General features: G+C 35.1%; 23 protein-coding genes. 10 read left to right on the top strand and 13 right to left on the bottom strand.

Going from position 1 to position 23,248, the window contains the following annotated elements:
• Nucleotides 1–6 precede the first annotated feature (6 nt).
• The 4 genes from EKM68_RS13770 to EKM68_RS11665 all read right to left on the bottom strand — a co-directional run bounded on the left by EKM68_RS13770 (nt 7) and on the right by EKM68_RS11665 (nt 2,353).
• The gene (locus tag EKM68_RS13770) at nt 7–132 is read right to left on the bottom strand and encodes a hypothetical protein (protein ID WP_263853651.1); all 126 of its coding nucleotides are present in this window, start codon (nt 130–132) and stop codon (nt 7–9) included.
• 179 nt (nt 133–311) lie between these two features.
• Complete coding sequence (locus tag EKM68_RS11675; RefSeq protein ID WP_225423007.1) at nt 312–593, bottom strand: hypothetical protein; 282 nt, start codon at nt 591–593, stop codon at nt 312–314.
• A gap of 90 nt (nt 594–683) precedes the next feature.
• Complete coding sequence (locus EKM68_RS11670; RefSeq protein WP_125590971.1) at nt 684–1,976, bottom strand: Y-family DNA polymerase; 1,293 nt, start codon at nt 1,974–1,976, stop codon at nt 684–686.
• Nucleotides 1,973–2,353 carry a DNA-directed RNA polymerase subunit beta gene (locus EKM68_RS11665; RefSeq protein WP_125590969.1) on the bottom strand — a complete coding sequence of 127 codons (381 nt, stop codon included), beginning with the start codon at nt 2,351–2,353 and terminating at the stop codon, nt 1,973–1,975. The genes EKM68_RS11670 and EKM68_RS11665 overlap by 4 nt, the downstream gene beginning before the upstream one ends.
• 121 nt (nt 2,354–2,474) lie before the next feature.
• Here EKM68_RS11665 and EKM68_RS11660 point away from each other — a divergent pair, with 121 nt between their 5' ends.
• Nucleotides 2,475–2,756 (top strand): hypothetical protein, encoded by a 282-nt coding sequence (locus EKM68_RS11660; RefSeq protein WP_125590967.1) that lies wholly within the window; start codon nt 2,475–2,477, stop codon nt 2,754–2,756.
• A gap of 47 nt (nt 2,757–2,803) precedes the next feature.
• On the opposite strand, the gene EKM68_RS11655 is transcribed toward EKM68_RS11660, so the two are convergent.
• From EKM68_RS11655 to EKM68_RS11640, 4 genes are read right to left on the bottom strand one after another with little or no spacing between them, the layout of a single operon-like run.
• Nucleotides 2,804–3,655, bottom strand: a complete 852-nt coding sequence (locus EKM68_RS11655; protein WP_125590965.1) for an aldo/keto reductase — start codon at nt 3,653–3,655, stop codon at nt 2,804–2,806.
• Between the two features lie 14 nt (nt 3,656–3,669).
• Complete coding sequence (locus EKM68_RS11650; RefSeq protein WP_125590963.1) at nt 3,670–4,311, bottom strand: NAD(P)H-binding protein; 642 nt, start codon at nt 4,309–4,311, stop codon at nt 3,670–3,672.
• Between the two features lie 18 nt (nt 4,312–4,329).
• The gene (locus EKM68_RS11645) at nt 4,330–4,719 is read right to left on the bottom strand and encodes a DUF2255 family protein (protein ID WP_125590961.1); all 390 of its coding nucleotides are present in this window, start codon (nt 4,717–4,719) and stop codon (nt 4,330–4,332) included.
• Nucleotides 4,713–5,456: an SDR family oxidoreductase gene (locus EKM68_RS11640; RefSeq protein WP_125590959.1), complete on the bottom strand. Its 744-nt coding sequence runs from the start codon at nt 5,454–5,456 to the stop codon at nt 4,713–4,715. The genes EKM68_RS11645 and EKM68_RS11640 overlap by 7 nt, the downstream gene beginning before the upstream one ends.
• A 117-nt stretch (nt 5,457–5,573) precedes the next feature.
• Between EKM68_RS11640 and EKM68_RS11635 the strand changes: the two genes are divergently transcribed.
• The 3 genes from EKM68_RS11635 to EKM68_RS11630 all read left to right on the top strand — a co-directional run bounded on the left by EKM68_RS11635 (nt 5,574) and on the right by EKM68_RS11630 (nt 7,568).
• A complete protein-coding gene (locus tag EKM68_RS11635; protein ID WP_125590956.1) occupies nt 5,574–6,446 on the top strand; it encodes a LysR family transcriptional regulator in 873 nt (290 codons plus the stop codon).
• Nucleotides 6,447–6,554: 108 nt separating this feature from the next.
• Nucleotides 6,555–6,788: a hypothetical protein gene (locus tag EKM68_RS13715; RefSeq protein WP_225423006.1), complete on the top strand. Its 234-nt coding sequence runs from the start codon at nt 6,555–6,557 to the stop codon at nt 6,786–6,788.
• Nucleotides 6,789–6,839: 51 nt separating this feature from the next.
• Nucleotides 6,840–7,568 (top strand): alpha/beta hydrolase, encoded by a 729-nt coding sequence (locus EKM68_RS11630; RefSeq protein ID WP_225423005.1) that lies wholly within the window; start codon nt 6,840–6,842, stop codon nt 7,566–7,568.
• A gap of 43 nt (nt 7,569–7,611) precedes the next feature.
• Here EKM68_RS11630 and EKM68_RS11625 read toward each other — a convergent pair whose 3' ends face one another.
• Nucleotides 7,612–10,602 carry an LTA synthase family protein gene (locus tag EKM68_RS11625; protein ID WP_125590954.1) on the bottom strand — a complete coding sequence of 997 codons (2,991 nt, stop codon included), beginning with the start codon at nt 10,600–10,602 and terminating at the stop codon, nt 7,612–7,614.
• Nucleotides 10,603–10,846: 244 nt separating this feature from the next.
• Entirely contained in the window at nt 10,847–12,175 is a 1,329-nt protein-coding gene (gene glnA / locus EKM68_RS11620) for a type I glutamate--ammonia ligase (RefSeq protein WP_318530730.1), read from the bottom strand.
• Between the two features lie 298 nt (nt 12,176–12,473).
• Here glnA and EKM68_RS11615 point away from each other — a divergent pair, with 298 nt between their 5' ends.
• Complete coding sequence (locus EKM68_RS11615) at nt 12,474–13,445, top strand: GMP reductase (RefSeq protein WP_125590952.1); 972 nt, start codon at nt 12,474–12,476, stop codon at nt 13,443–13,445.
• Nucleotides 13,446–14,356: 911 nt separating this feature from the next.
• Here EKM68_RS11615 and EKM68_RS11610 read toward each other — a convergent pair.
• Nucleotides 14,357–15,322 carry a glycosyltransferase family 2 protein gene (locus tag EKM68_RS11610; protein WP_125590950.1) on the bottom strand — a complete coding sequence of 322 codons (966 nt, stop codon included), beginning with the start codon at nt 15,320–15,322 and terminating at the stop codon, nt 14,357–14,359.
• Nucleotides 15,323–15,346: 24 nt separating this feature from the next.
• Nucleotides 15,347–17,719: a glycosyltransferase family 39 protein gene (locus tag EKM68_RS11605; RefSeq protein WP_125591017.1), complete on the bottom strand. Its 2,373-nt coding sequence runs from the start codon at nt 17,717–17,719 to the stop codon at nt 15,347–15,349.
• A gap of 238 nt (nt 17,720–17,957) precedes the next feature.
• Here EKM68_RS11605 and EKM68_RS11600 point away from each other — a divergent pair, with 238 nt between their 5' ends.
• The 4 genes from EKM68_RS11600 to EKM68_RS11585 all read left to right on the top strand — a co-directional run bounded on the left by EKM68_RS11600 (nt 17,958) and on the right by EKM68_RS11585 (nt 21,147).
• Nucleotides 17,958–18,647, top strand: a complete 690-nt coding sequence (locus tag EKM68_RS11600; protein WP_125590948.1) for a response regulator transcription factor — start codon at nt 17,958–17,960, stop codon at nt 18,645–18,647.
• Nucleotides 18,631–19,953 carry a sensor histidine kinase gene (locus tag EKM68_RS11595; protein ID WP_164509430.1) on the top strand — a complete coding sequence of 441 codons (1,323 nt, stop codon included), beginning with the start codon at nt 18,631–18,633 and terminating at the stop codon, nt 19,951–19,953. Before EKM68_RS11600 ends, EKM68_RS11595 begins: the two co-directional genes overlap by 17 nt.
• A 350-nt stretch (nt 19,954–20,303) precedes the next feature.
• Nucleotides 20,304–20,771, top strand: coding sequence for an ASCH domain-containing protein (locus tag EKM68_RS11590; RefSeq protein WP_125590944.1), 468 nt, complete (start codon nt 20,304–20,306; stop codon nt 20,769–20,771).
• Nucleotides 20,746–21,147, top strand: coding sequence for a hypothetical protein (locus EKM68_RS11585; RefSeq protein ID WP_125590942.1), 402 nt, complete (start codon nt 20,746–20,748; stop codon nt 21,145–21,147). Before EKM68_RS11590 ends, EKM68_RS11585 begins: the two co-directional genes overlap by 26 nt.
• A gap of 331 nt (nt 21,148–21,478) precedes the next feature.
• On the opposite strand, the gene EKM68_RS11580 is transcribed toward EKM68_RS11585, so the two are convergent.
• Entirely contained in the window at nt 21,479–22,390 is a 912-nt protein-coding gene (locus EKM68_RS11580) for an SLAP domain-containing protein (protein WP_125590940.1), read from the bottom strand.
• Nucleotides 22,391–22,564: 174 nt separating this feature from the next.
• On the opposite strand from EKM68_RS11580, the gene EKM68_RS11575 reads away from it, so the two are divergent.
• A complete protein-coding gene (locus tag EKM68_RS11575) occupies nt 22,565–23,086 on the top strand; it encodes a hypothetical protein (protein ID WP_125590938.1) in 522 nt (173 codons plus the stop codon).
• The last annotated feature ends 162 nt before the right edge of the window (nt 23,087–23,248 follow it).

The following is a 23,248-nucleotide window of genomic DNA, read 5'->3' as shown; positions in this document are numbered from 1 at the left end:
TTTCAATTAAGCTTCTTGAAGTTTGCCAACAGCTTCTTCAATTGTCTTACCGTTAGCAAAAACATTTGTATTGTTTTTTTCATAAACGGTAAACAATTGAGTATCAGTGTTTAAAGTTACTTGATATTTCATCTTGCTTACCTCCTTAATAGTTATTAGTACCTAATATTAACCGTTTTCATAAATTTGTCAAATAATTTGTGCTATTTTCGGTAAAACGGTTACAAAAATATTAACATATTCTTTTTTAAGTTAGTCTAAGCAAGCGATTGAGTGTTTTGTAAATAAATGTAAATTCGTTATTTAGAAATTCAATATAAATGATTGTTTTCAGTGTTTTTATATTTCGTGTATTTACTGTGTCCATGCATCAGATCACGGACAATGTCCTTACCAGGATGGACTAGATGATGAGTGTCTCTGAATTCAATACTTAACTCAGTGTGTACCTTAAGATCTGCTAGAACTTGTTGATAAAGATCATCGTCATGTGGTATCTCTAACAAATCATAACTGTGAATTAATCTCTCACCGGATTTTTGAGCTTGTAAAAAGAATCCATAGCAATGAAACAGATGATTATCCACAATCATTAAGTGATAACGTCAATGATTTTTCCGTAAAAAATGCTTATCAAAATTTTCAATCAATTTTCCAGATTCATTTAACAAAATATCACTACCTTATGCGCGATGTCCTCCAACCAATGTACTACGACTAATTGCTGTTCCAGCTTTTGTCTTGCTATATCCTCGTACAATTGATTTGTAGCCATACTTACTTCTGATCTGATCAATTGTATGCTCAAGCCTTAAATTGGCTTCATGTCGTTTCTCATCCTCAAATAATGACATTTGAAAGTCATTCATCTTACTGATGCGATTGATCCTAACACTCAAATTACGTAAGGGTTCTCCTTGCCACTTTTTCTCAAACAAAAATTTAACTGCCCTAATAAAGTCATCAGTCGAGTTAGTTGCATCAATTTTGGTTTGAGCACTCCATCCCCGCTGTCCTTTTTCGTTAGATTCAGAAAAACCAACTTGAATCCCAACAACTTCACCCAAAACTTTATTTTTTCTGAGTCTTGTTGCAACTTGATCAGATATTTCGAATAGAACCGTCTCTATATCATCCTTAACAGCATAATCATGCATCAAAACCTGACCATTGCCATAACCTTTGTTCTCAGCTCTAGGAACATACCTTTTTGCTAAGTCAGAATAATCTATCCCCCAACTGTGGAAGTATAGAGCATCACCTAGCACTCCAAACTTTTGTTTAAGTTTTTTTCTATCAGCATGCGCCAAATCATAGATTGAATGAATTCCGATCCGTTCTAACTTATCGGCGGTTTTAGTCCCAATTGACCAAAAATCAGTTAAATTATTTATTTTCCAAACTGTGTCTGGAACATCTTCATAACTCCAATAAGCTCGCCATGGAGTTTCTTTTTTTGCGTCATTATCTAAAGCTAATTTTGCCATTAATGGATTAGGACCCATGCCGATTGTCGTTACAATTCCTGTTTCATTGAACACTTTTTTTTGAATTTTGGTAGCAATTTCTTCAGTACTACCAAATAGACTATGGCTCTTGGTTACATCACAAAATGCCTCATCAATACTATAAATAAAGCAATGTGCATCATCAGTGAATTGACGTACTATCTTATTGATTCGATAATTCAGCTCTATGTAGTCGTGCATATTTGGTGAAACTAATTCAATATCCATCTCTGGACTTATCTCATACTTTCTCGTTCCCAACTTGACACCATAATCTTTCTTGGTATCAGGCGAGGCGGCCAAGATCAAACCGCCATCTGACTCTTCACGAGAGAGTACTGCAATTTTAGATGCTAATGGATATTCACCACGTCTAATTGCTTCAGTACTAGCAAAAAAAGATTTACAGTCGATACACATAATATCTCTAACTGGCAATCTACTTGGATCATCAAACGGCGTATTCATTCATCCCACCACTTAACATTTTTTTCCAATTCCGCATAGCGAATATCTTCAGTAAAAATTGATTGGATACTACCATCTTTTAAATATAAATAAACTTGGTTATTTTCGAATCCGGCAACAATTCCATGAATCTCAGGTACATAATCATTGTTCTTCAAAATATCCAATTGAATAGCAATCGATTCAGCGTAATCCAATGATGATCTAAGGCATTCATTAATGGCCATATTATCCATTTCAGTCTCAATTTGACGTGGTCGCTCTGATGTATGAATATGATCCAAAAAAGCACTATGGTCGGACAATAACCATCCCATCCACTTCACCATGCCACGATCGTCATACAACCACTTATCACGAGGAACTATTCGCTCCATATGAATCACCGTCCTTTATTTTTCATTATACGAACATACGTTCTAATTTTCAAGATATTTTTCTGTAACTCACGATATTTGTTATACTTGCCTTAAAGACAGTGGAAAAGGGGCAAACACTATGAAACTAGATATTAACTTAATTAATGGCGACTCTATCACAATTACAGATGACACTTATATCTCAGCTTGGAAATCTTCCTCATCACGTTTTAGTGACGATGGTGATAATTATTATTTAGAAAGCATTTTTGAAGGCAATTTTGAAGATGGCAAAGTTACTGATGAAGATGAAGTAATAAAAATTGAAGGTCTAATCGGTGCAGCTGATTGGTTCACGATTGGAAAAGATAGTAATAAGACATATAAATCCACTGCTGTTCTTAGTATTAGCCGAGACTAAAGACATTAAAAAAAGAGACTTCGATAAAATATTGTCGAAGTCTCTTTTTATTGTTCAAATGTAATTCCATGCAATCTATAAACCTCGTTAATATCATGAATATTTAAAATCAATGGTTTATTTTGATCCATGTTCTCGATCTGAATCATATCAGTATCCGATAATTCAAAATTATCAATATCAAAGTTTTGCTGCATTCTCTCTAAATGGACTGACTTAGGAATGGCAACAACATTGCTCTGATACAACCAACGTAAAATAACTTGTGCCGGTGTTTTAGTATATCGTTCACCAATAGCTGACAATATACTATTACTAAAAATTCCCTGTTGTCCTTCAGCAAATGGTGCCCACGCCATAGTTGTAATGCCATAATGTTTCATTACAGACCGTAATTTTTTTTCTTGCCAAAAAGGATGCATCTCTACTTGATTGATCGCCGGTATAATATTATGTGTCAGTATTAAATCAACCAATCTATTAGCCTCAAAATTACATACCCCGATGGATTTTATCTTACCCGATTTGTACAGCTCTTCCATTGCCCTCCAACTACCGTGATAATCTCCATATGGCATATGAATTAGGTATAAATCTAAATAATCTGTCTGTAAATTATCTAATGTTTTTTGGAAGGACTTCATAGTCTTATCATAACTAGCATCTTGAATCCAAACTTTGGAAGAAATGAAAATATCTTCTCTGGGAATACCACTTCTTTCAATGGCATTCCCTACTGCTTGCTCATTACCATACGCCGCAGCAGTATCCAATAATCGATATCCTACTTTTAATGCATTTAACACACTACTTTCACATTCATTCAAATCAGAAATTTGAAAAACACCAAAGCCACGACTTGGAATCTCAACATCATTATTCAAAATAATATTATTCATAGGTATTCTCCCAACTACATCCATGATGGCTTATCACCATCAGTATTAGGTTCATTTAAACCAATGCTTTCATTCTGAAATAAACTGGGGTCTCCAATTAATTTTAATACAAAGTCAGCAACACTAGCGCGTGAAACTTCAGTACCAGTGAACGGTTCATTTAAAGTTGTAGTTTCATAATCAATCTCGTTGTTGTTTGTTAACCACGAAGGTCTTATCTCTGTATAAATCAAGTTTGAATCTTCTAACATCTTAGCGGACTCACGAAATCCTGGTAAAAATGCAGCTATTGCCTGCTCGTTCCATTCTCCGAATTTTTCAGGTACTTCCCTGTGAGAACCTAAAGCACTAATAAAGATCAAACGTCGCTTATTTGCTTTATACATAGCATTCAATATGCTTTTCGTTTGGTTAGCTAGATCTGTTCCACCAACATTTGAATAAATAATATCTGCATTATTCATTGAATCGGATAATTGATCAGTGTTCAAAACATCCCCTTCAATCAAACTAACTCGTTCATTGTTAGCGTATTCTGATAATCTATCAGAATTCCTCAAGAATAGAATTAAATCGTAATCCGTTTCCTTTAAAATTCTATCGGTTGCTATCCTTGCGGTACCACCATGGGCACCAAGAATCATTACTGTTTTCATATTTATAAACTCTTTTAATTATCTAGGAATTATTCTTAAAGTTGAATTTCTTGGATTTTCTTGAAGCATTGGTAATAAATAAGAACTATCCGAATATTTTATTTTATACTCATCATCCACAAGTTCATTTAAATCATTATCACTAACCACTTCAAAATTAACTTTAAAATTACTACCGGCTAAATGTATTCGACCGGCTTTTTGTTCAACGGCTGAACGATACCACCTAGAATTAGTACCATTCCAGGCCCTAATATAAAGTTGATCATCAACAACCACCGACCAAATCCAAGTTGGAGTTCCATAAGTCTTCCCATCACTATAAAACGGTGAAACTCTCATGTCATCAGCTGAAGCAAATCTTAAAAGTTGATCTTGATCCCAACTTTTTTTGTACTCTACTACCATGGTTGATCTGTGGGACCAACTGTAAATTCATTAACATTGGTGTCATCGGGTTGATCAATCGCGAACGCAACTACATTAGCAATACGATCTGGTCCAATTTGATATTGATCATAAACTTGTTCTATTCCCTTAGCAAATTCAGGATCAGTGATTGTATTCAATAATTCAGTACGGATAGCCGCTGGATAAATCGTCGCAGTTCTAATGTGAGAATTCTCTTGAGCTGATTCCATTCTCAAAACTTCCATTAGATCACGAACTGCCCATTTTGTGGCACCATACACGGCACCACCAGGGTAAGCTTTTAAGCCGGCAACTGATGAAGTTGTAATTACATGACCTGATTTTTGTACTTTGAATGTTGGTAATACTGCCGCAATTCCATTCAAGACACCCTTAATATTTACATCTACCATTTGATTCCATTCGTTTGTCTTTAATTCAGATAGTGGTGAATTAGGCATTAATCCAGCATTTAAAAAAATAACATCTACTTTTCCAAAAGTTTTCTTTGCCAACTCGACTAACTCTTCATTATCTTCTGAATTAACAACGTCAGTAACCCTATATACTGCTTCACCACCGGTCTCTTTTATTTTATTTACCAATTGTTGAAGCTTTTCTTCACGACGAGCACCCAAAACCAATTTAGCACCTTTATTTGCTAAGAGCATTGCTGTTGCAGCCCCAATCCCACTTGATGCACCTGTAATAATAACTACTTTATTTTTAATCATTAATAAAACTTCCTTTCGACGTATCAATTTACAAGTTATAGATTAACCCTTGACACTATTCATGTCTAATGCTTAGATTTAATCAATAACTATACCTTTAGGTTATAGGAGGATAATATGGAATTAAGAGTTCTAAGATATTTTCAAGCTGTTGTACGTGAAAAGAACATTAGCAAAGCTGCAGAACAACTACATGTTTCCCAACCTGCTGTTTCAAGACAACTCAAAAATCTAGAAGATGAATTGGGGATAACTTTGTTTGAACGTGGCAGCAGAAATATTGAACTGACCAATAGTGGTGAATACTTTGCCAGTCAAGTTAATCAAATACTTTACTTAACTGATAAAACATTAAAAAACATACAAGAAGATCAAGACATTCATGGATCTATTACCATTGGTAGTGCCGAAGCAAGGAGCTTTATTAATATTGCTCAATCTTTAAATGCTTTGAAAAATAACTATCCAAATATTCAAGCAAACATTATAAGCACTAATGCTGACGACATCAGATTTAACTTAAAATCAGGAGTGTTCGATTTTGGAGTTGTTATGGAACCAGCTGATAAAAGAGAATATGATTTTTTGAGTTTGCCAGGAGAAAGCAGATGGGGATTACTAGTCCCTAACAGTTCTCCGCTATCAAAAAAAGATCATCTTCTATTAGATGACCTTAAAGGAAATGATATTATTATTTCTGGACAAACAGGTATGATGGATCTATTAAATAGTTGGTATGGTGAAAGCACTAAAAAATTCAATATTGTAGCCACATACAATTTATTATATAACGCCTCATTACTTGTCTCTGCGGGATTAGGATATGCTCTTTGCCTAGACGGAATAGTAAATACTAACCAATCAGACTTAACCTTCATACCCTTTGAGCCGCGTCATACATCTGGTACCAGTTTAGTTTGGCGAAAAAGTGAACGTTTGTCAGTAGCCGCTGATGCATTCTTGAAACAAATTACTTCAGACTTGGAATAAGTATACCTTAATGTTATAGATTAACATTAGTCATAAGTATTGGTAATTATCATTATGCCAAATTATAATAAGTTTGTTAATTAAATTAATAAATAAAGAGGAAAAAATATGAATGAACAAAAACTACCTGTCTACCCTGCAGGAGTGAAAAACGTCGAATCCAGAAATAAAGATTTAATTAGTGGAGATCAATCAAATGGCGCTGATAATTGGTACGTCAGTGACTCAGTAACTAGGCAAACAATCCAATTCAAAAATCTTTATAGTATGTCACTTGCAGGTAATTTATTCATCCCTAAATCATTAAATAAGGATATTAATAATCCTGCCATAATTGTTTGAGCTCCAAACGGAGCCGTAAAGGAACAATCCGCAAATCTTTACGCTACTAAAATGGCAGAATTTGGATTTGTTACATTATCATTTGATCAAGTATTTTGGGGTGAAAGCGCTGGTGCACCTCGTAATGCCATGGCTCCTGATTTCTACTCAGAAAGCTTCTCAGCCGCAACTGATTACTTAACTACACTAGATTATGTAGACAATGATAATATTGCCGTATTAGGAATCTGTGCTTCGGGTAGTTTTGCCTTGAATGAAGCCAAAGTTGATTCAAGATTTCAGGCCATCGCCACCGTCAGTCTAACCGATATGGGTGCTGTAGCTCGTGGACAAAGAGACATGATGGGTACACATGTTATGATGGAACAATCTTCAATTGAAAGAACTTTAGAAAATTCTGGTAAAGAAGTCGAATATACTAGTGGTACTCCAGAGAAAATCGATGAAAATTCAGATGCCTTCTCCAAGGAATTCTATGATTTCTACAGAACACAACGAGGCGCAGCTGCTACAACAACTCAACCAACCTTGACTAGTTTTGTCAAACTACTTAATTTTTATTCATTGAATGATTTGGACACAATCTCACCACGTCCGCTTTTATTCATTGCTGGTGAAAATGCAATTTCTTTAGGCTTCAGTGAAGATGCATATAAGGCTGCTAATGAACCAAAAGAATTATATAAAGTTCCAAACGCTGGTCATGTTGACCTTTATGACAAAACTGATTTGATTCCATTTGACAAACTAAATGATTTCTTCAGTAAATATTTGAAATAATAAAAAATGAGCAACCTGATAATTTCAGGTTGCTCACTTTTTATTATTTAACTTTTTGTGTGGCCCACTTAGCTGAATACTGATTACCAGCAGTAATATCATATTGAATAATCTTGTAATCATGCAATATTTCTTTCTGCTTAGCTGTTAATTTATCAGCTTTGATTTTCTTACTATCATCAGTAATGAAGACTTGTGAACCATTGAAAGCGTTAGAGCCATTATCAGCTGTATTAGTTGTCGCAGCTGGTAATTCTTCAGTAACCTTGGTCATCATAGCGTAATACGGGCTGACCTTGATTCCTGCTTGTTTCATTGCTAACGCTGAGAATTCATATGGTGAAATAACTTGGACAGCACTCTGCTTAGTACGATCACGAATATACTTGTTATTATAAATAAAGTAATCCGTCTGGTGTAATTGAATACCATATTCATCCATTGAATCATTATCAAACAATGATGCCAAATGATCCCCATACCAGACCAAAGTTATTGGTTTATTAATTTTATCCAATTTGGCAAGGAAGGTTTTCGTTGCTTTATCAGTATAATTCAAGCCTTGTGAATAATACTCAACCCGCTCCTTATATACATCAGGTGCGGCAGTACCTCCAATTGTATAATCATGTTTTTCGTAATAATCATTGAATGGCATATGATTCTGCATCGTTGATAGTTGAATAAATTGCGTCTTATTTGTCGACTTATCAATAACATCTAATGTGTCTTTGTAAGCTGATTCATCGTCAATATATGGGCTTTCATCAATCTTATGAGTATATTTCAGCTTATACTTACTTCCAACATAGTAGAATTTCTGGAATCCAAATTTTTTGAAGACATTCTTACGATTATAAAGTGATGCCACATAAGGATGAACTGCAACTTTTTCATCGAACAAATTAGTAATATTCGGTGCAATATTTTGATTATCGACTAATTGCGTATATGGGGTTGGTAACGTTGGTGACAAACTGCTCAAGTCTAGTCCAGTCAACGACTCCCATTCAATATTGGCGGTCCCTCCACCATATCCAGTCGACATCATTAATCCTGACGTCGTATTATTTTTAATATTTCGAATATTTGGCATCGGATCTGAAGAAATCGTTTGGTTAGGTACACGAGCGGGATCACTGAAGCTTTCACTCAAATTAAAGATAAAGGTTTGATCTTTCGCCCATGAATTACGAGTTTGGTTAATATTTTTTGCTTCGTTATCATACTTCTTCATAACACGTTCAACTTCGGCCTTACTATATCCTTCTGGCTCATCCATGACCTTTGTATCAACATTATTAATGAACTGCACAATTGGACCATTGATCTGTGCACCTAATTCTTGATTATAGAAGAAACGATTAATACCAGACATATTAAAAATCGTGAATGGTACTGAACCATCGTGATTAACAAAAAAAGCACCAGACAAGAATATAGCTAATAATAAAGTCGAAACAATGCGTCCTTGCCATCTCATCCTCAAAATTGATTGTTGTTTATATTTATGTTGCAAGAAAATAGCGACAATTATGAAGACAAATATCAAAGCAAAGCCAATTATCAAGACAATGGGATCAACCATCCCTAAAATATCTTTCATCCCACCCAGCATCTGTAAGTCAGATGGTAAGACAGGTTCATTACGCAATGGCATCTTCAAATAATTTGCAATTCCTAACGCTAATTCGATAATCAAAGTTATTGCGAATGAATACCAAAAACGTTTGGTTATAACGTAAATAAGTAGTAAGAACGCCATCACGATAACAGTATTCAAAACAACTGCCGCTTGACGATTGAATGGAATAAACAGTATTGCCGGTTGCCAAGTTGCGACACCAACTTTGATTTTGAATGGTGAAACAGAGAACATCTGAATCATCGTAACAAGATAAAAGAACAGCGCTGAATAAAAAATCTCTTTACGTGCAACTATCCACTTACCAACTCCTCGTAACTTAGCCATAAATTCATCAAAGCTACTAAATGACAATGCACTAGCAAGTTTCTTAAACCATGGAATCATCGATATAAGAGTTAGAACAATCGCCATTGCGACCGATGCCACAAAAATAATTATTCCACCCTTGGCTAATTCAACCAACCACTGTTTAGTTGATGTGATCGTGAAACTTGTTAAATATTTTTCTATCAAAGTAACATTTGGTTCCCAATTAATGACAACTTGTGTTGATATCAGAAACGCTGCCACAACATTAGCTGAAATTTTTATTTTTTTAGAAATAGCTATACCGAATATAAAAATACTCAAAGTCAAATACATAGCAAAAATAGAATTAGGAACATTGAAACGTGTCATAGTTTCAACATTCTCACGAATCATATAAGATATTTGCTCCATTAAGTATGTCAGACCAAAATAAATAGCAGCACTGACGATTAGATGAATAAATTTGAAATGAATCTTAGACATCCAGTCAAAGCGTCTGATGACATAACCTAGAAGCATCAAATACAACATCCACATTGGGTTACTGCCAGATTCAAAAAACCACAGATCTTTGCTAAAAATTGTTGGCATAACCACAAATAGAATCGTGGTGACCACTAGAATTCTTCTGACAACGGTATTTTTTTGTTTATTCAAATACTCAAACAGATATGGTGCTAACAACATCGTTAGAACGATCGAAGCGCCATAAGCAAAAATATTAGAACTAATGGGGAATAATATTCCCCAAAAGTTGCGCCAAATCAAATTGACAGATTTTGTTACCAAAAAAGCATCAAACGTCAGAATAGCAATCACATAATATAGGACATACCTACCTATTCCACTGGTAAATCTCCCTTTTCTAAACGAAGATTCATAATATCCAAAATAAAGCGGTATTAAATTAAATCCCAAAACAGAAAATGAAACCAATAGCTGATACGCCAAGTAACGCAAATCATTACTACCATATTCTGGCATTGTACTTGATGTCATTACCCTGTTCAACATCATTAAGACCGCTGCAACTAAAACAATTAAAAGATTAAACTTTTTAGATTTTTTCCCAATCAAAACTAAACCTTCTCAACAAAATATAAGTTTCTAAAAATGAAAATTCACATGAAATTATATCATATTACAAATATTAAATATCATGATACAAAAAAAGAGACACAACTTTAACATTGCATCTCCTGTGTATCTTGCTCTCTGGGGGAAAGCAGTAATCAGAATTTTGATTACGCCAAATATTAACATCAAAATCCCCATCAAGTCCAGAGACAAGCACTCATATTGACAACTTGTCTCATAGCTATTAATACAATGGCATGTAAGTATCACGTTCCCATTGTGAAACCGTTTGTTGATAACGAGCCCATTCTTCATTCTTAGCTGCAAAGAAACTATTTGTTAGTCCCTTACCAAGTGAAGCTTGGACAAATTCGTCTTTACGCAATGCTTTTAGTGAGTTGTGCAATGTTGAAGGTAGATCGATAATTCCTTCTTCACGACGTTTGTCTTCTGACATTTCATAAATATTCTCTTTTACTTCTGGCATTAAGTCATAATTATTCTTAATTCCGTCAAGTCCAGCATCAAGAATACATGCAATAGCTAAGTATGGATTGGTTGTAGGATCAACACTACGCATCTCAACACGCTTTGACTTACCTTTGGCCGCAGGTACACGGATAAGAGGTGATCTATTCTTGCTTGACCAAGCAATATATGTTGGTGCTTCAAATCCTGGAACTAGACGCTTATATGAATTAACGGTTGGATTATTGATAGCAGTTAGTGCACGAGCATGTGTCAAGATACCACTCATGAATTGTTTAGCAACATCTGACAACATATCATTAGCATCACCAAAGATATTTTCATCACCATTGAATAGTGACATATTGATGTGCATTCCTGATCCGTTGATACCTTGCAATGGTTTTGGCATGAATGTTGCATACATACCGTTTTCCTTGGCAATAGTCTTAACTACTAATTTGAAAGTTTGAATGCTGTCGGCTGCTGAAAGTGCATTTTCATATTTGAAATCAATTTCTTGTTGTCCAGGTGCTACTTCATGATGACTGGCTTCAACTTCAAAGCCCATCTTTTCAAGTTTCAAAACAATATCCTTACGAACATTCTCACCTAAATCAACTGGTGAAAAGTCGAAATAACTACCATCATCATTTAATTGAAGAGTTGGTTGACCCTTATCATCAGTGTTAAACAAGAAGAATTCAGGTTCTGGCCCAATATTGAAGTTAGTATAACCCATGCCGTGCATCTTCTTAACAATACGTTGTAAGTTAACACGAGGATCACCTGCAAATGGTTCACCATTTGTTGAATAAATATCACAGATCAAACGTGCAACTTTTCCATGTTCTGATCCCCATGGGAAGATCAACCATGTTGAAAGGTCTGGGTGCAATAGCATGTCACTTTCTTCAATACGTGTGAATCCATCGATAGATGAACCATCGAATGTAATCTTGTTAGCAAGTACCTTATCGATTTGAGATACTGGTACTTCAACGTTCTTGATGATTCCGTTGATATCTGTAAACATCAAACAAATAAATTCGACGTTTTCATCAACTGTCATCTTTTTAATATCTTCAGCAGAATACTTATGCACAATAACCACTCCTATTTTGTATATACCAATTTTTGGCGAGTTATTAACTAGCGCCACTCTCATGGTGTTTTTTAATAATAGAACGATAATACCAATTTCATTTGTTGCTGTCAATCATTTATAAAACAATATAAGTAAATTTAATTTACCTATAAATTGTACTAGAAAACACCCCCTGAAATAAAGGGGTATCACAGATTTTTTAATTGACATTTAGCAATATACCAGTTAAATTATATATGCGAACGAAATACAATATAAAAATAATTATTGTTCGTATTTTGGAGTGAATAAATATATGCAAGTTTTTGACTATGAAGATATCCAACTAATTCCGAATAAATGTATCGTGGATAGTCGTTCAGAATGCGACACAAGCATCAAATTTGGTCCACGGACTTTCAAAATCCCTGTGGTTCCTGCTAATATGCAAACCATTATCGATGAAAATCTGGCTGAAAAATTGGCTGCAAATGACTATTTTTATGTCATGCATCGTTTCCAACCTGAAAAACGAATTGATTTTATTAAAAATATGCAGGCTAAAGGATTATACACTTCTATAAGTGTAGGTATTAAGGATGAAGAGTTCGACTTCATTAATACCTTGAAGCATGAAGGATTGACACCAGACTACATCACGATCGACGTTGCCCATGGTCACAGTGATCGTGTAATCCAAATGATCAAGTGCGTTAAATCATACTTACCTGGATCATTTTTAATTGCTGGTAATGTTGGTACGCCTGAAGGTGTCCGTGAATTAGAAAATGCCGGAGCCGATGCTACAAAAGTTGGTATTGGACCTGGTAAAGCATGTATTACAAAACTTAAAACCGGCTTCGGTACTGGTGGTTGGCAACTTGCCGCTATCAGACTCTGTGCCAAAGCCGCAAGTAAACCTATTATTGCTGACGGTGGTATTAGAAATGATGGCGATATCGCCAAATCTATTCGTTTCGGTGCAAGTATGGTTATGATTGGCCTATTATTCGCCGGACATACTGAATCACCAGGTGAATTAGTTGAAAAAGACGGTAAAGAATACAAAGAATACTTCGGTTCTGCATCTCAATTCCAAAAAGGTGTCTATAAAAATGTCGAAGGTAAAAAGATGCTGGCACCATACAAAGGTCCTATCAGTGGTACTTTAAATGAAATGCAAGAAGATCTACAATCGGCAATTTCATATGCTGGTGGTAGAACTCTCGATTCGCTTAGAAAAGTTGACTATGTGATTGTTAAAAATTCTATTTATAATGGTGATTAATACAGAGGTTCTGGATGAGGTTCATTCATCTGGAGCCTTTTTTGTCTTGTTCTTCTTTCTATTTCCGCTTCCGGAGTGAAGTGATTGAGCCTGCTATGAGGACCGATTTCAGCCAAGGTCTGAAATCTCGTTTTTGAACTTCGCATGAACCGCAAATTTCAAAAATCGCCCTGTGCTGTAAGAACGGGAAACCACCGTTCAACAGCACTACCATAGCTGGCTCATCCCTTCCCTCCTCCAGCTAAAAATACTTAGATATTTAATTTCAGTAATAGTAAGAATACACAAACAGCAGCACATCAAGAATTACTACTATAAAATATGGAGATTAAAAAATATTTTACCAGCCGTGAAAGTGGCATTAGGTCGGCGGTTTATCTGGCCTTACACCACGGGACGAGCTTGGAGATTTGCGGTCCATGCAAAGCTTCAAGTCGAGGTTCCAGACCGTCTTTTGGCTGGAACCGGTCCCCACGGCAGGTGGAATATTTTTTTATCGGAAACACAAACAAAAACTTTTTCTCCACTAAAAACACAAAAAAAGCCGACGACTGGGTTATCGTCAGCTTCTTCAATGAATGGGATAGTTCATGTTCAATTTGGTATTCAGTTGTCCTGTGACAATTGCATTACCTACCAAATTTAACATTACTTTAACACATTGAAGTAAGTTTAAAAAGTATCTAAACTCAAATAATTCAAATTTGTTTCAACATGTTTTTTTCTAAGCTAATTATGGTTTGAAAAATCTTATGGGAGAACTAATCCTCACTTCCTTTCTTAAACTTTTTCTTTTTTATATTATTACTTGCCTGATTATTACTGATATCAGTCGGTAAGAATAAGACTCCTACTACAACTACTAAACTTGTTATTAGAATTATCAAACGTATCATTATGTCATCTTTCAACTAGTTATGCATTTGTCTTGCATCTAAGTGGTGTATGCCTTTGTTCCGTTCTTGAAATCCTTCTGTCTCACTTACGATAAATCTAGGGCGATTGTTTACCTGATCAAGAACTCTACCTAAGTAACTGCCTAAAATCCCAACGGATAATAGTAACAATCCTAAGGTGAATAAGAGGATCGTTATGCCAACTGATGAAGCGGTATATCTGCCTGTTGCAAATAAATATCCTAAATAGAACACTCCACTGACAATTGGTACAACTGAGAAAATATTAGCAAACTGCAATGGCTTCATTGAAAAAGAGGTAATTCCATCAATCGCCAATTTTATCATCTTAGATAATGGATACTTAGTTTCACCTGCAATACGTTCTTGGCGATGATACTTGACACTAGTCTGCTTGAAACCAATCCACGTAACTTGTCCACGAACAAAGGGATCTTGCTCATGCAACTTTTGCAGTTGCTTAACGGCCTTGCGGTTCATCAATCTGAAGTCACCAGTATCTAGTGGCATATCAATCGTTGCTAGTCGCTTAAATGTTCGATAGAACATCGCTGCAGTGAACTTCTTGAAGACAGTTTCACCGTCACGTTGCATTCGCTTGCCATAGACAATGTCATAACCTTCGTGCCACTTCTCGATCATCTGAGGGATGACCTCAGGCGGATCTTGCAAGTCAGCATCCATAACAACAACGGCATCCCCACTGGTATATTGCAATCCAGCTGTTATAGCCAGTTGATGCCCGAAGTTACGTGAAAACTCGACTAATTTAATATTTGAATGTAATTCGATTGCTTGTTTGATAATTTTAACTGATTTATCTTTAGATCCATCATCAACAAAAATCAATTCATAATCTTCTTTTTGTTGTTCCGTAAAATTTAATAGTGTATCGATAGTTGCCTGAATCCCAGGCTCTTCGTTGAATACTGGTAGGACAATTGAAATTAATTGAGACATGAGCACTCATCCTTTCATTTAATGCTAATCATAAATACTTGATAAATCATAAAGTGTTCCAGAAGAACCTCCAGGTCCACCAGTCATACCGCCCATTCCTTCAGGTGCAGTACTGCCGGTGCCAGATGGCTTCTTAGAAGGTTTCTTCTTAGTTGATGAACTAGATGAACCACTTGGTGGTGTACCACCCATTTCACCTTGGGCTCCACTTGGAGCAGTTCCTGAACCAGATGGTGGAGTCCCACCTGCGTTACTTGGAGCGGCACCTTGAGTACCAGTTGGTGCTGCTTCGCTAGAGCCACTTGTCTTGGTACTTGTCGTAATTGATGATGTTGCCGAAGTTGAACTGCTTAACTTGATCTTTTTGGCATTCTTCTTGATCCAGCTAACAATTTCACTGTTACTTCCGCCAGTTTTACCACCAGAGTAGTAATACTTAATTTTTCCTTCTTTAACTAACTTCTTAAATTGCTTGAGTGTGATAGCTTTGTCAGTTCCATTAAATCCACCAATGGCCATAACTGCCTTACCAGTAGAAATAATATATGGGGCTGCTGTACTCGAATCATCTGTGGCAAACAGATACTCAGCATTTCCTTGATGCTTCTCAAGGTATTTGAGTAAGGTCGAATCGGTAGAACTGCCCATACCTCCAGCACTCGCACCCATACCTCCGCCACCTTGTTCTAGTAGTGAAGGTCCAGCCGTTGGAATCTGTGCTGATTCACCTGCTAGTGTTGGTGTTAGTGACCAGAATGATGGTGCTAACATAACCAAGATAACACCAGCGATTGGCCAAACATGTTTAGATTTCAAATTGGCAGCAATCCAAGGTAATACGAATAATGGTATTGAAACTAGGACTCCCAATCCCAGTAAGACCCATGCCAAAACTGAATAATACTGTGCCACATACCATGCTTGTAACGCGGCCGTCGACAGTATCGCTACTGGCAAGAGCATCGACCAAGCTGATTTTTCTTTCCATTGCTTGATCATTGTGTATATACCAACCCCGCCAAGAACAGCGATGGCTGGTGCCAACATAATTGTGTAATAGGGATGGAAGAAACTAGCAACTGAGAAGAATCCATAAACTGGAACTAACCAGCCGGCCCAGAGCCATAATTCCTTACGTTGCGGTGTCAATGACCACCACTTCTTCATCTTGGACCCACGATAGTAGAAGTAACTAGAGATCAAACCTAAAATAGCTATGATCAACAGCCAACTGATTTGAGGACCTAAATCAAGTCCAAATAATCTAAATGGTCCAACGGTACCAATGCTGAATGCTCCACCACCAGCGCCGCCAGTACCACCCTTGTTACTTCCACCAGGTCCACCACCTTGCATACCTTCAGCTCCGTTAGGTGGTGTTGGTGCATTTGTGGATGATTTCTTAGTACTTGATGAACCACTTGGTTTAGCAGGTGGTGTAGTTGACGAAGAACTTGATGACTTTTTCGAAGTTCCACTTGGTGGTGTCATACTCTTCGAGCTAGAGCTCTTCTTCGAACTAGACCCCATACCGGGGAATGCTCCACCTGTACCAGTTGTTTGTCCTAACAAACGTTGTGTACCGTTGTATCCAAAGGCAAGTTCCAAAGCTGAATTAGTTTCAGATCCACCTTCATACGGACGACTCGACGCACTTGTCATATCAACTGACAACGGCCAAATCAATGTAAATACCGCTAAAAATATCGTTGCAATTCCTAAATGTGCCAACTTCTTCTTCCAACCAATATTGGTTGCTATCCAATAATAAAAATACAAAGCTGGCAAAATCATGAATGCCTGTAACATTTTGACATTAAAGGCTACGCCCATTAATGCGAAACCTATCCATAAATATCTTTGTTGACTCTTAAAGACTGCCTTTTGAACAAAATATATCGACAGTAATAAGAAGAAAATCAGGGTCGCATCCATATTGTTAGTTCTAGAATCTGCGACTGCAATAGGTGTTAAGGTCATAATCAAGGCAGCAATACGAGCTGGAACCCTGCCAAATCTCTTATGAACTAAGTTATAGATTAAGTATACCGAAGCAATTCCAAAGAGAATTGATGGTAATACAACACTCCAACCATGAACACCAAATATCTTGGCACTAATTGCCATAAACCAAAGTGCAACTGGTGGTTTATCCACCGTAATAAATCCCGCAGGATCAAAACTCGCATACCAAAAGTTCTTAAAACTCTTGGTCATACTTACAATGGCAGCAGTATAAAAACTATTAGCTTCGCCTGCTTCCCATATATTCCATGCGTATAAGAAGGCCGCTAAAATCAAAATGGCAATCAGCCAATAATCATATTTGATTAATTTCAGTCGGACCCAAATGCTCACCTTTTTATTTTTTGTAGTACGAGTTGGTTCGTTTTCCATCATTTATCAAACTCCAATCCCTTAAAAGGTAATATTAACGAGAAAACAAATGATCGAGTAAACGATGACCGACAATAAAATAGGTCTAAGCTTTATTATTTTGTCTCTCATCTGTTAAACATCCTTTCCTTACGATGTGAACAGATTATCCAAGCTAACTTAAATTAAGCTTAAAGTTAAAAAAATGCTTTATAATAAATGTATTGATTTAAGACGAGTATTAATGAGGAGAAATTATATGCAAAACATAAAAATATTAGTTGTCGAGGATGATGAAAATCTAGCTGACAACATTGCATCATTCCTGGCAGACTTTGCTGAAGTTGATATTGAGAATGACGGTTTAAGCGGTAAATTTGCTGCAACAGAAGATGTTCACGATTTAATTATTCTTGATCTAATGCTTCCTGGAATGAATGGCTACGATATTCTCAAAGACATTCGTGCCGATAAAATTACGACTCCAGTTTTAATTTTGACTGCTAAAGCCGAACTAGATGATAAGGTTCATGGATTTGACTTAGGTGCTGATGACTACTTAACCAAACCATTTCACCGTGAAGAATTACAAGTTAGAGTCAAAGCACTTCTAAAACGAAGCGGAGCATTGGCTGATGATTCGATTCTAAGAATGAACAGTATTGAAATCAATTTGAATAATCATGAGGTTTCTGCTGGAGATCAATCAATTCTTTTGAATGGTAAGGAATATGATTTATTAGTATATTTATTGCAAAATAAAAATACTATTCTAACCAAAGATCAAATTTTCGAACGTATCTGGGGGTTTGATTCCGATACATCTATTACCGTTGTCGAAGTTTATATGAGCAATCTCCGTAAAAAACTGCGTCCATCAAAGAACGATTATTTGATCAAAACTATTAGAAATGTTGGGTATATTTTCCAAGATGAAAATCAAAACTAGACAGAACAAAATAACTCGTCGGCAACAAGTTCACCTTTTTCTATCTGTAATGGCAACTTTTGCGATTTTATTCTTTACATTAGGTATAATCATCTTCAATTTATTTCAATCTTCGACCTATCGAAGTATTGACACAGATATTAAAGAACAAGTGACAGCTATCAAAAAGCAACCAAATATGGATACTAAGACTCAAACTGGACCCCAGGGTCCTGGTACAAGAACTGATGATAAACAGCCTGAGCCGCGAGCACCATTTCAGGCATCCATCTTAGTTTTTGATGACAAAGGAAAACTTTTAAACAAAACAAGTCTTGGTAACCGATACTCAGTTCTTAAAAACATTAATTTGAATAAAAAGAACCTGAATAAAAAAAGAACGATCACTGTTAAAAAAATGAGTTTTCGTGCCCTACTGATCAAAGTATCAAAAAGTAATAATAATCCAATGTATGCCGGACATTATGTATTGATAATGCAAAACATCGATACACAGATTCAAGCCACTGAAAACTTCCAAAAAATATTAATTATTACTTTCCTTATATTCTGGGTCATCGCTTTAATTCTTGCTTACGTTTTAACTCGTATTAGCATGTTCCCAATCATTAAGTCATGGAAACAACAGAGTGAATTCGTCAATGATGCTGCACACGAATTACGAACTCCACTAACAATCATTCAAGGCAAATTAGAGTATATGCTGACAAAACCTAATAACACTATTATTGATGAAGCAGAATCAATTTCTGTTTCGCTGGATGAAGTAAATCGCTTGAATTCATTGACTAATAATCTATTGGTCTTAGCACGATCAGATCAAGCAACTACCAGAATGGACTTTGAAATCACTAGTCCAGAATTTTTCTTAAAAGATCCTATTATGCCTTTTAAGGAAATAATCAATTCACAATCTAAGGTTTTTCAAATAAATATAAATCACAAAACCGACGTCAGTTTTAATGTTGACCGTGACAAGATCAAGCAAGTCTTGATTATTTTGTTAGATAACGCTACAAAATACACACCTGAAAATGGCACAATCAGAATCTATGACCATATCGAAGGTTCAAAGTATCAGATAATTGTTTCTGATACCGGAATCGGTATTAGCGATACTGATAAAAAGAAGATTTTTGGACGCTTCTATCGCGTTGACAAATCACGTAATCGCAATAGCGGTGGACATGGTCTAGGATTAGCAATTGCCCAACAAATAATTAATACCCATCATGGAAAAATATTTGTACGTGACAATTTACCCACCGGTAGTGAATTCGTGATTGAATTGCCTATTAAACATTAAAGTAATATAGTAAAAAGCAGTCTGACACTTACCGTTCAGGCTGTTTTTTATATCTATAAAGAATTTAATATATTATTATATAAATAATTAGAATCAAAAAAATACAATTATAAATTTCACTTTTTAGATTGTGAAAGTCCTTTCTTCATGATAATCTGATTTAGTAATGAAAAATTACTTAGGAGGTTATGACCATAGATATTCAGATACTAGGAACAAATACATCGATCACTACTAGTATTAAAAATACCAATGATGACAACTAGATGAATTCCTAAAATTTACCATTTAAAGTTAGGGATTACATGATATTATTTATATATAGTATTCATCAATCGGAGGTTGGATTCATGGACAAAAAGATCATCAAAGCATACTGGGATAAATTTCTAGAGGACAAAAGTCCACGTGAAGATTATCCAATCGGAGACATAACTATTTTTGGCGGCGATCCCCAAACTCTGGCTGAATTAGTTGATAAAAATATCAAAACTGCAACAACTTCAGCTTATGATCTGTACACTGAGACAGAATATATGCCAACAGTTGGTGACTACAATATCATTCTCAACGCTAATGAATTACCGGTTTGTATCACAAAAACAGTTGTCACAGAAGTTGTTCCATTTAATTTGGTCAGCGCTGAACATGCCTATCATGAAGGTGAAGGAGACCGAAGTTTGAAGTATTGGCGTGAAGTTCATGAAGATTTCTTCACCAAAGAATACGCTGAATCCAACAAAAAGTTTACCGATGATATTTCTTGTTTGTGTGAGGTGTTCGTAAAAGTCTATGACGAGACTAACGGAAATATATGATCCACACCTGCCAATAGTTCTCTTATCGTTAAAAACGAAGTATGCCAAAAAAATTATTGGCGGTGAACAAACGGTCGAACATCGTAAGAGATTCTTACATACTAGATCACAAGCAATTATTTATTCATCCGGAATTGATAAGTCAGTAGGATTGTTCTTAGAATTAGGAACCCCTGTTGAGGTTGAAGATGGGTACAACATACCTATTATCTACCTTACCGAATTTACCAGTACTTCATTAGAGACCCTCCAACAGAAGTTCCCTGACTTTAAGGCTCCCAGATCCTATATTTACTTGGATAAACCAGATAAAAAGCTCTTGCTAGACTATTTCTTACGACAAGCAATAAAAACAGGCTGTTATGAAACAGTCTAAAAATAAAATGGATTCAACACAATTTTGGAAAATTTGTGTTGAATCCATTTTTTAATAAAAAATGTCTATTAAGATAAACTTTAAAGTTCAAAAGCAATTCCATGCAAAATTTTCTCAATTGATAAGCAGTACCACGATAGCACTGTATCAATATATATACTCGTGATAGTATCTTCTTTCATAATTTACTTAGATATTGTTAAGCATTTATTATGTTTGTTCCAACATTCAAATAATTTAAAGAATCCATCAATGAAATCAAGAATTTCATTGATGGATTCTTATTTCCAGAAAATTACATTACGGTTCTTTTGTATATAAATTAACGTTTTCAATAAGGATTTATAACATAATTGGTAACGTCCACCCATTCGTTTGTTGACACTTGACAATACGTGACTTCATTTATTTTCATAATTCTACCAACTATCCAAGTACTATTATTTGCCAATGACCGGTTATTTATTAGTTGAAACTTTTTACCATTCCCTTGAAGACTCACTAATGGTACTGAACTGCCTTTAGTGTTATTTACCAAAATTGTATCAGGTTCTTTTCCCGTTAATAATTTCTTTTCTGGATAATTGCCAAAATTTTGGATTTTTTCATTACTCTTTTTAGCGAGCTCAATATCAACTTCAACTATTCTAGTAGGTTTAAAATATAAGTTTTTCCCGACTTGCCAGTATGTTTTACCGTTTACAGTAACCTTATCTGCCTTCCAAAATTGTGTAGTTCTTCCCTTTACTGCATTAACTCTATTGCCTGTGTAAATCAACTTATCATTTTTTTTAGAATATAATCCGATAGTTTTACTATCAGATTTTGGATCTGCACCAATAAGAATTATGCTCTTACCATCGTACTCTGGTAAATCAGGAGTGTAATTCTTATATTTTGTTTTATATATATTAATCGTTTTTTCGTCTATGATAGATATATTTTTTGGTCTTAAATATTTGTTATCAGCAATCTGCCACCAAACCTTCCCGTTTATTTCTACTTTGTTAGCTTTCCAATAGTTTTGTTCGCCATTTTCTTTAGATATATTTCTATTAGATTTAAGCCTCCGCATTTTACCATTCTTCTTTTCATACGTATAATAAATGTTATTATTGGATACTATTGTAACAGTATTATCAGCCTCAAAAGTATAAGTTTTACTTGCCGCTTTTATAATATTTGTATCAAGAAATAAAAACATTAATATGGACAATCCAATTATTTTAATAATATATTTCATATAAGAACCCCTCCAATATAATTACTAGTTAAGAATAGCATATGTTAATAAATTGCTAAAGAAAAAAAAAATATAAATTTCATTATATATAAATAATATAAATTAGATAATGAAATTTATTGAAGATGTATCTCATAAACGATATTGTTATTTACATAAAAGGAGGGCTACAACATGAAATTACAAGGTGTTATTCTTAGCACCATCTTATTAAGTATAGGGACAAGTTTTATAGGTACAAACACGATTATAAACGCTAGTACAGTTAATGATAATTCCATTCAACAAGAAAAGATTCTAGGGAACAAAACGATTGATACTACGGATCATAAATTATCATCCGATATTCTTTCTAATGTCACTGAAACAACTATTTCTGATTTGAATAGTAAAAACGTATCAAGTCAAAATGTTAATGGTATGGTTATTGTCGATCATCACGTAACTGCAGCGGAAATTAATGCTTTAGAAAGTATTCCTCAAGCAAGAAATGCAAAAGTAGTAATTAGAGTCATTGCTAAACCTTTTGCTCAAGTTTATTCATACAATAGGTATCATAATTTGTTACCTATTCAAAAAGGATTAGCTAATGAGTCTTCATGGGTTGCGTATAGAGGAGATTCGGGAAATTATTATGTTGTGGCAACCAATGAGTATGTTAAAGCAATTGACGTTCATGTTGACAGATATTTATAATTCCTAGTTCAAAAAACAAACCAGATTTAATAGAAATAAAAATTTTACTTCCATTCTTAAATGAATCATAATAACTAATTATAAAGGTCCTATACTTTCTGGTATTGATGAATAATCAATACCAGTTTTTTTATACTCTTTTAATGCAAAAAAAACATCACT

Source organism: Companilactobacillus jidongensis, from assembly GCF_003946575.1.
Classification (GTDB): Bacteria; Bacillota; Bacilli; order Lactobacillales; family Lactobacillaceae; genus Companilactobacillus; species Companilactobacillus jidongensis.
Note: the sequence above shows the minus strand (reverse complement) of the source record. Positions and strands in the feature narration are given on the sequence as shown.

What these genes read in the sequence shown, in the direction of transcription:
- EKM68_RS11655 (WP_125590965.1), bottom strand. Translation starts at nt 3,655, where the DNA reads ATGAATAATATTATTTTGAATAATGATGTTGAGATTCCAAGTCGTGGC.
- EKM68_RS11675 (WP_225423007.1), bottom strand. Translation starts at nt 593, where the DNA reads ATGATTGTGGATAATCATCTGTTTCATTGCTATGGATTCTTTTTACAA.
- EKM68_RS13715 (WP_225423006.1), top strand. Translation starts at nt 6,555, where the DNA reads ATGAATGAACAAAAACTACCTGTCTACCCTGCAGGAGTGAAAAACGTC.
- EKM68_RS11585 (WP_125590942.1), top strand. Translation starts at nt 20,746, where the DNA reads ATGACGAGACTAACGGAAATATATGATCCACACCTGCCAATAGTTCTC.
- EKM68_RS11575 (WP_125590938.1), top strand. Translation starts at nt 22,565, where the DNA reads ATGAAATTACAAGGTGTTATTCTTAGCACCATCTTATTAAGTATAGGG.
- EKM68_RS11615 (WP_125590952.1), top strand. Translation starts at nt 12,474, where the DNA reads ATGCAAGTTTTTGACTATGAAGATATCCAACTAATTCCGAATAAATGT.
- EKM68_RS13770 (WP_263853651.1), bottom strand. Translation starts at nt 132, where the DNA reads ATGAAATATCAAGTAACTTTAAACACTGATACTCAATTGTTTACCGTT.
- EKM68_RS11640 (WP_125590959.1), bottom strand. Translation starts at nt 5,456, where the DNA reads ATGATTAAAAATAAAGTAGTTATTATTACAGGTGCATCAAGTGGGATT.
- EKM68_RS11635 (WP_125590956.1), top strand. Translation starts at nt 5,574, where the DNA reads ATGGAATTAAGAGTTCTAAGATATTTTCAAGCTGTTGTACGTGAAAAG.
- EKM68_RS11595 (WP_164509430.1), top strand. Translation starts at nt 18,631, where the DNA reads ATGAAAATCAAAACTAGACAGAACAAAATAACTCGTCGGCAACAAGTT.
- EKM68_RS11600 (WP_125590948.1), top strand. Translation starts at nt 17,958, where the DNA reads ATGCAAAACATAAAAATATTAGTTGTCGAGGATGATGAAAATCTAGCT.
- EKM68_RS11665 (WP_125590969.1), bottom strand. Translation starts at nt 2,353, where the DNA reads ATGGAGCGAATAGTTCCTCGTGATAAGTGGTTGTATGACGATCGTGGC.
- EKM68_RS11605 (WP_125591017.1), bottom strand. Translation starts at nt 17,719, where the DNA reads ATGGAAAACGAACCAACTCGTACTACAAAAAATAAAAAGGTGAGCATT.
- EKM68_RS11645 (WP_125590961.1), bottom strand. Translation starts at nt 4,719, where the DNA reads ATGGTAGTAGAGTACAAAAAAAGTTGGGATCAAGATCAACTTTTAAGA.
- EKM68_RS11630 (WP_225423005.1), top strand. Translation starts at nt 6,840, where the DNA reads ATGGCAGAATTTGGATTTGTTACATTATCATTTGATCAAGTATTTTGG.
- EKM68_RS11670 (WP_125590971.1), bottom strand. Translation starts at nt 1,976, where the DNA reads ATGAATACGCCGTTTGATGATCCAAGTAGATTGCCAGTTAGAGATATT.
- EKM68_RS11660 (WP_125590967.1), top strand. Translation starts at nt 2,475, where the DNA reads ATGAAACTAGATATTAACTTAATTAATGGCGACTCTATCACAATTACA.
- EKM68_RS11650 (WP_125590963.1), bottom strand. Translation starts at nt 4,311, where the DNA reads ATGAAAACAGTAATGATTCTTGGTGCCCATGGTGGTACCGCAAGGATA.
- EKM68_RS11610 (WP_125590950.1), bottom strand. Translation starts at nt 15,322, where the DNA reads ATGTCTCAATTAATTTCAATTGTCCTACCAGTATTCAACGAAGAGCCT.
- EKM68_RS11590 (WP_125590944.1), top strand. Translation starts at nt 20,304, where the DNA reads ATGGACAAAAAGATCATCAAAGCATACTGGGATAAATTTCTAGAGGAC.
- EKM68_RS11580 (WP_125590940.1), bottom strand. Translation starts at nt 22,390, where the DNA reads ATGAAATATATTATTAAAATAATTGGATTGTCCATATTAATGTTTTTA.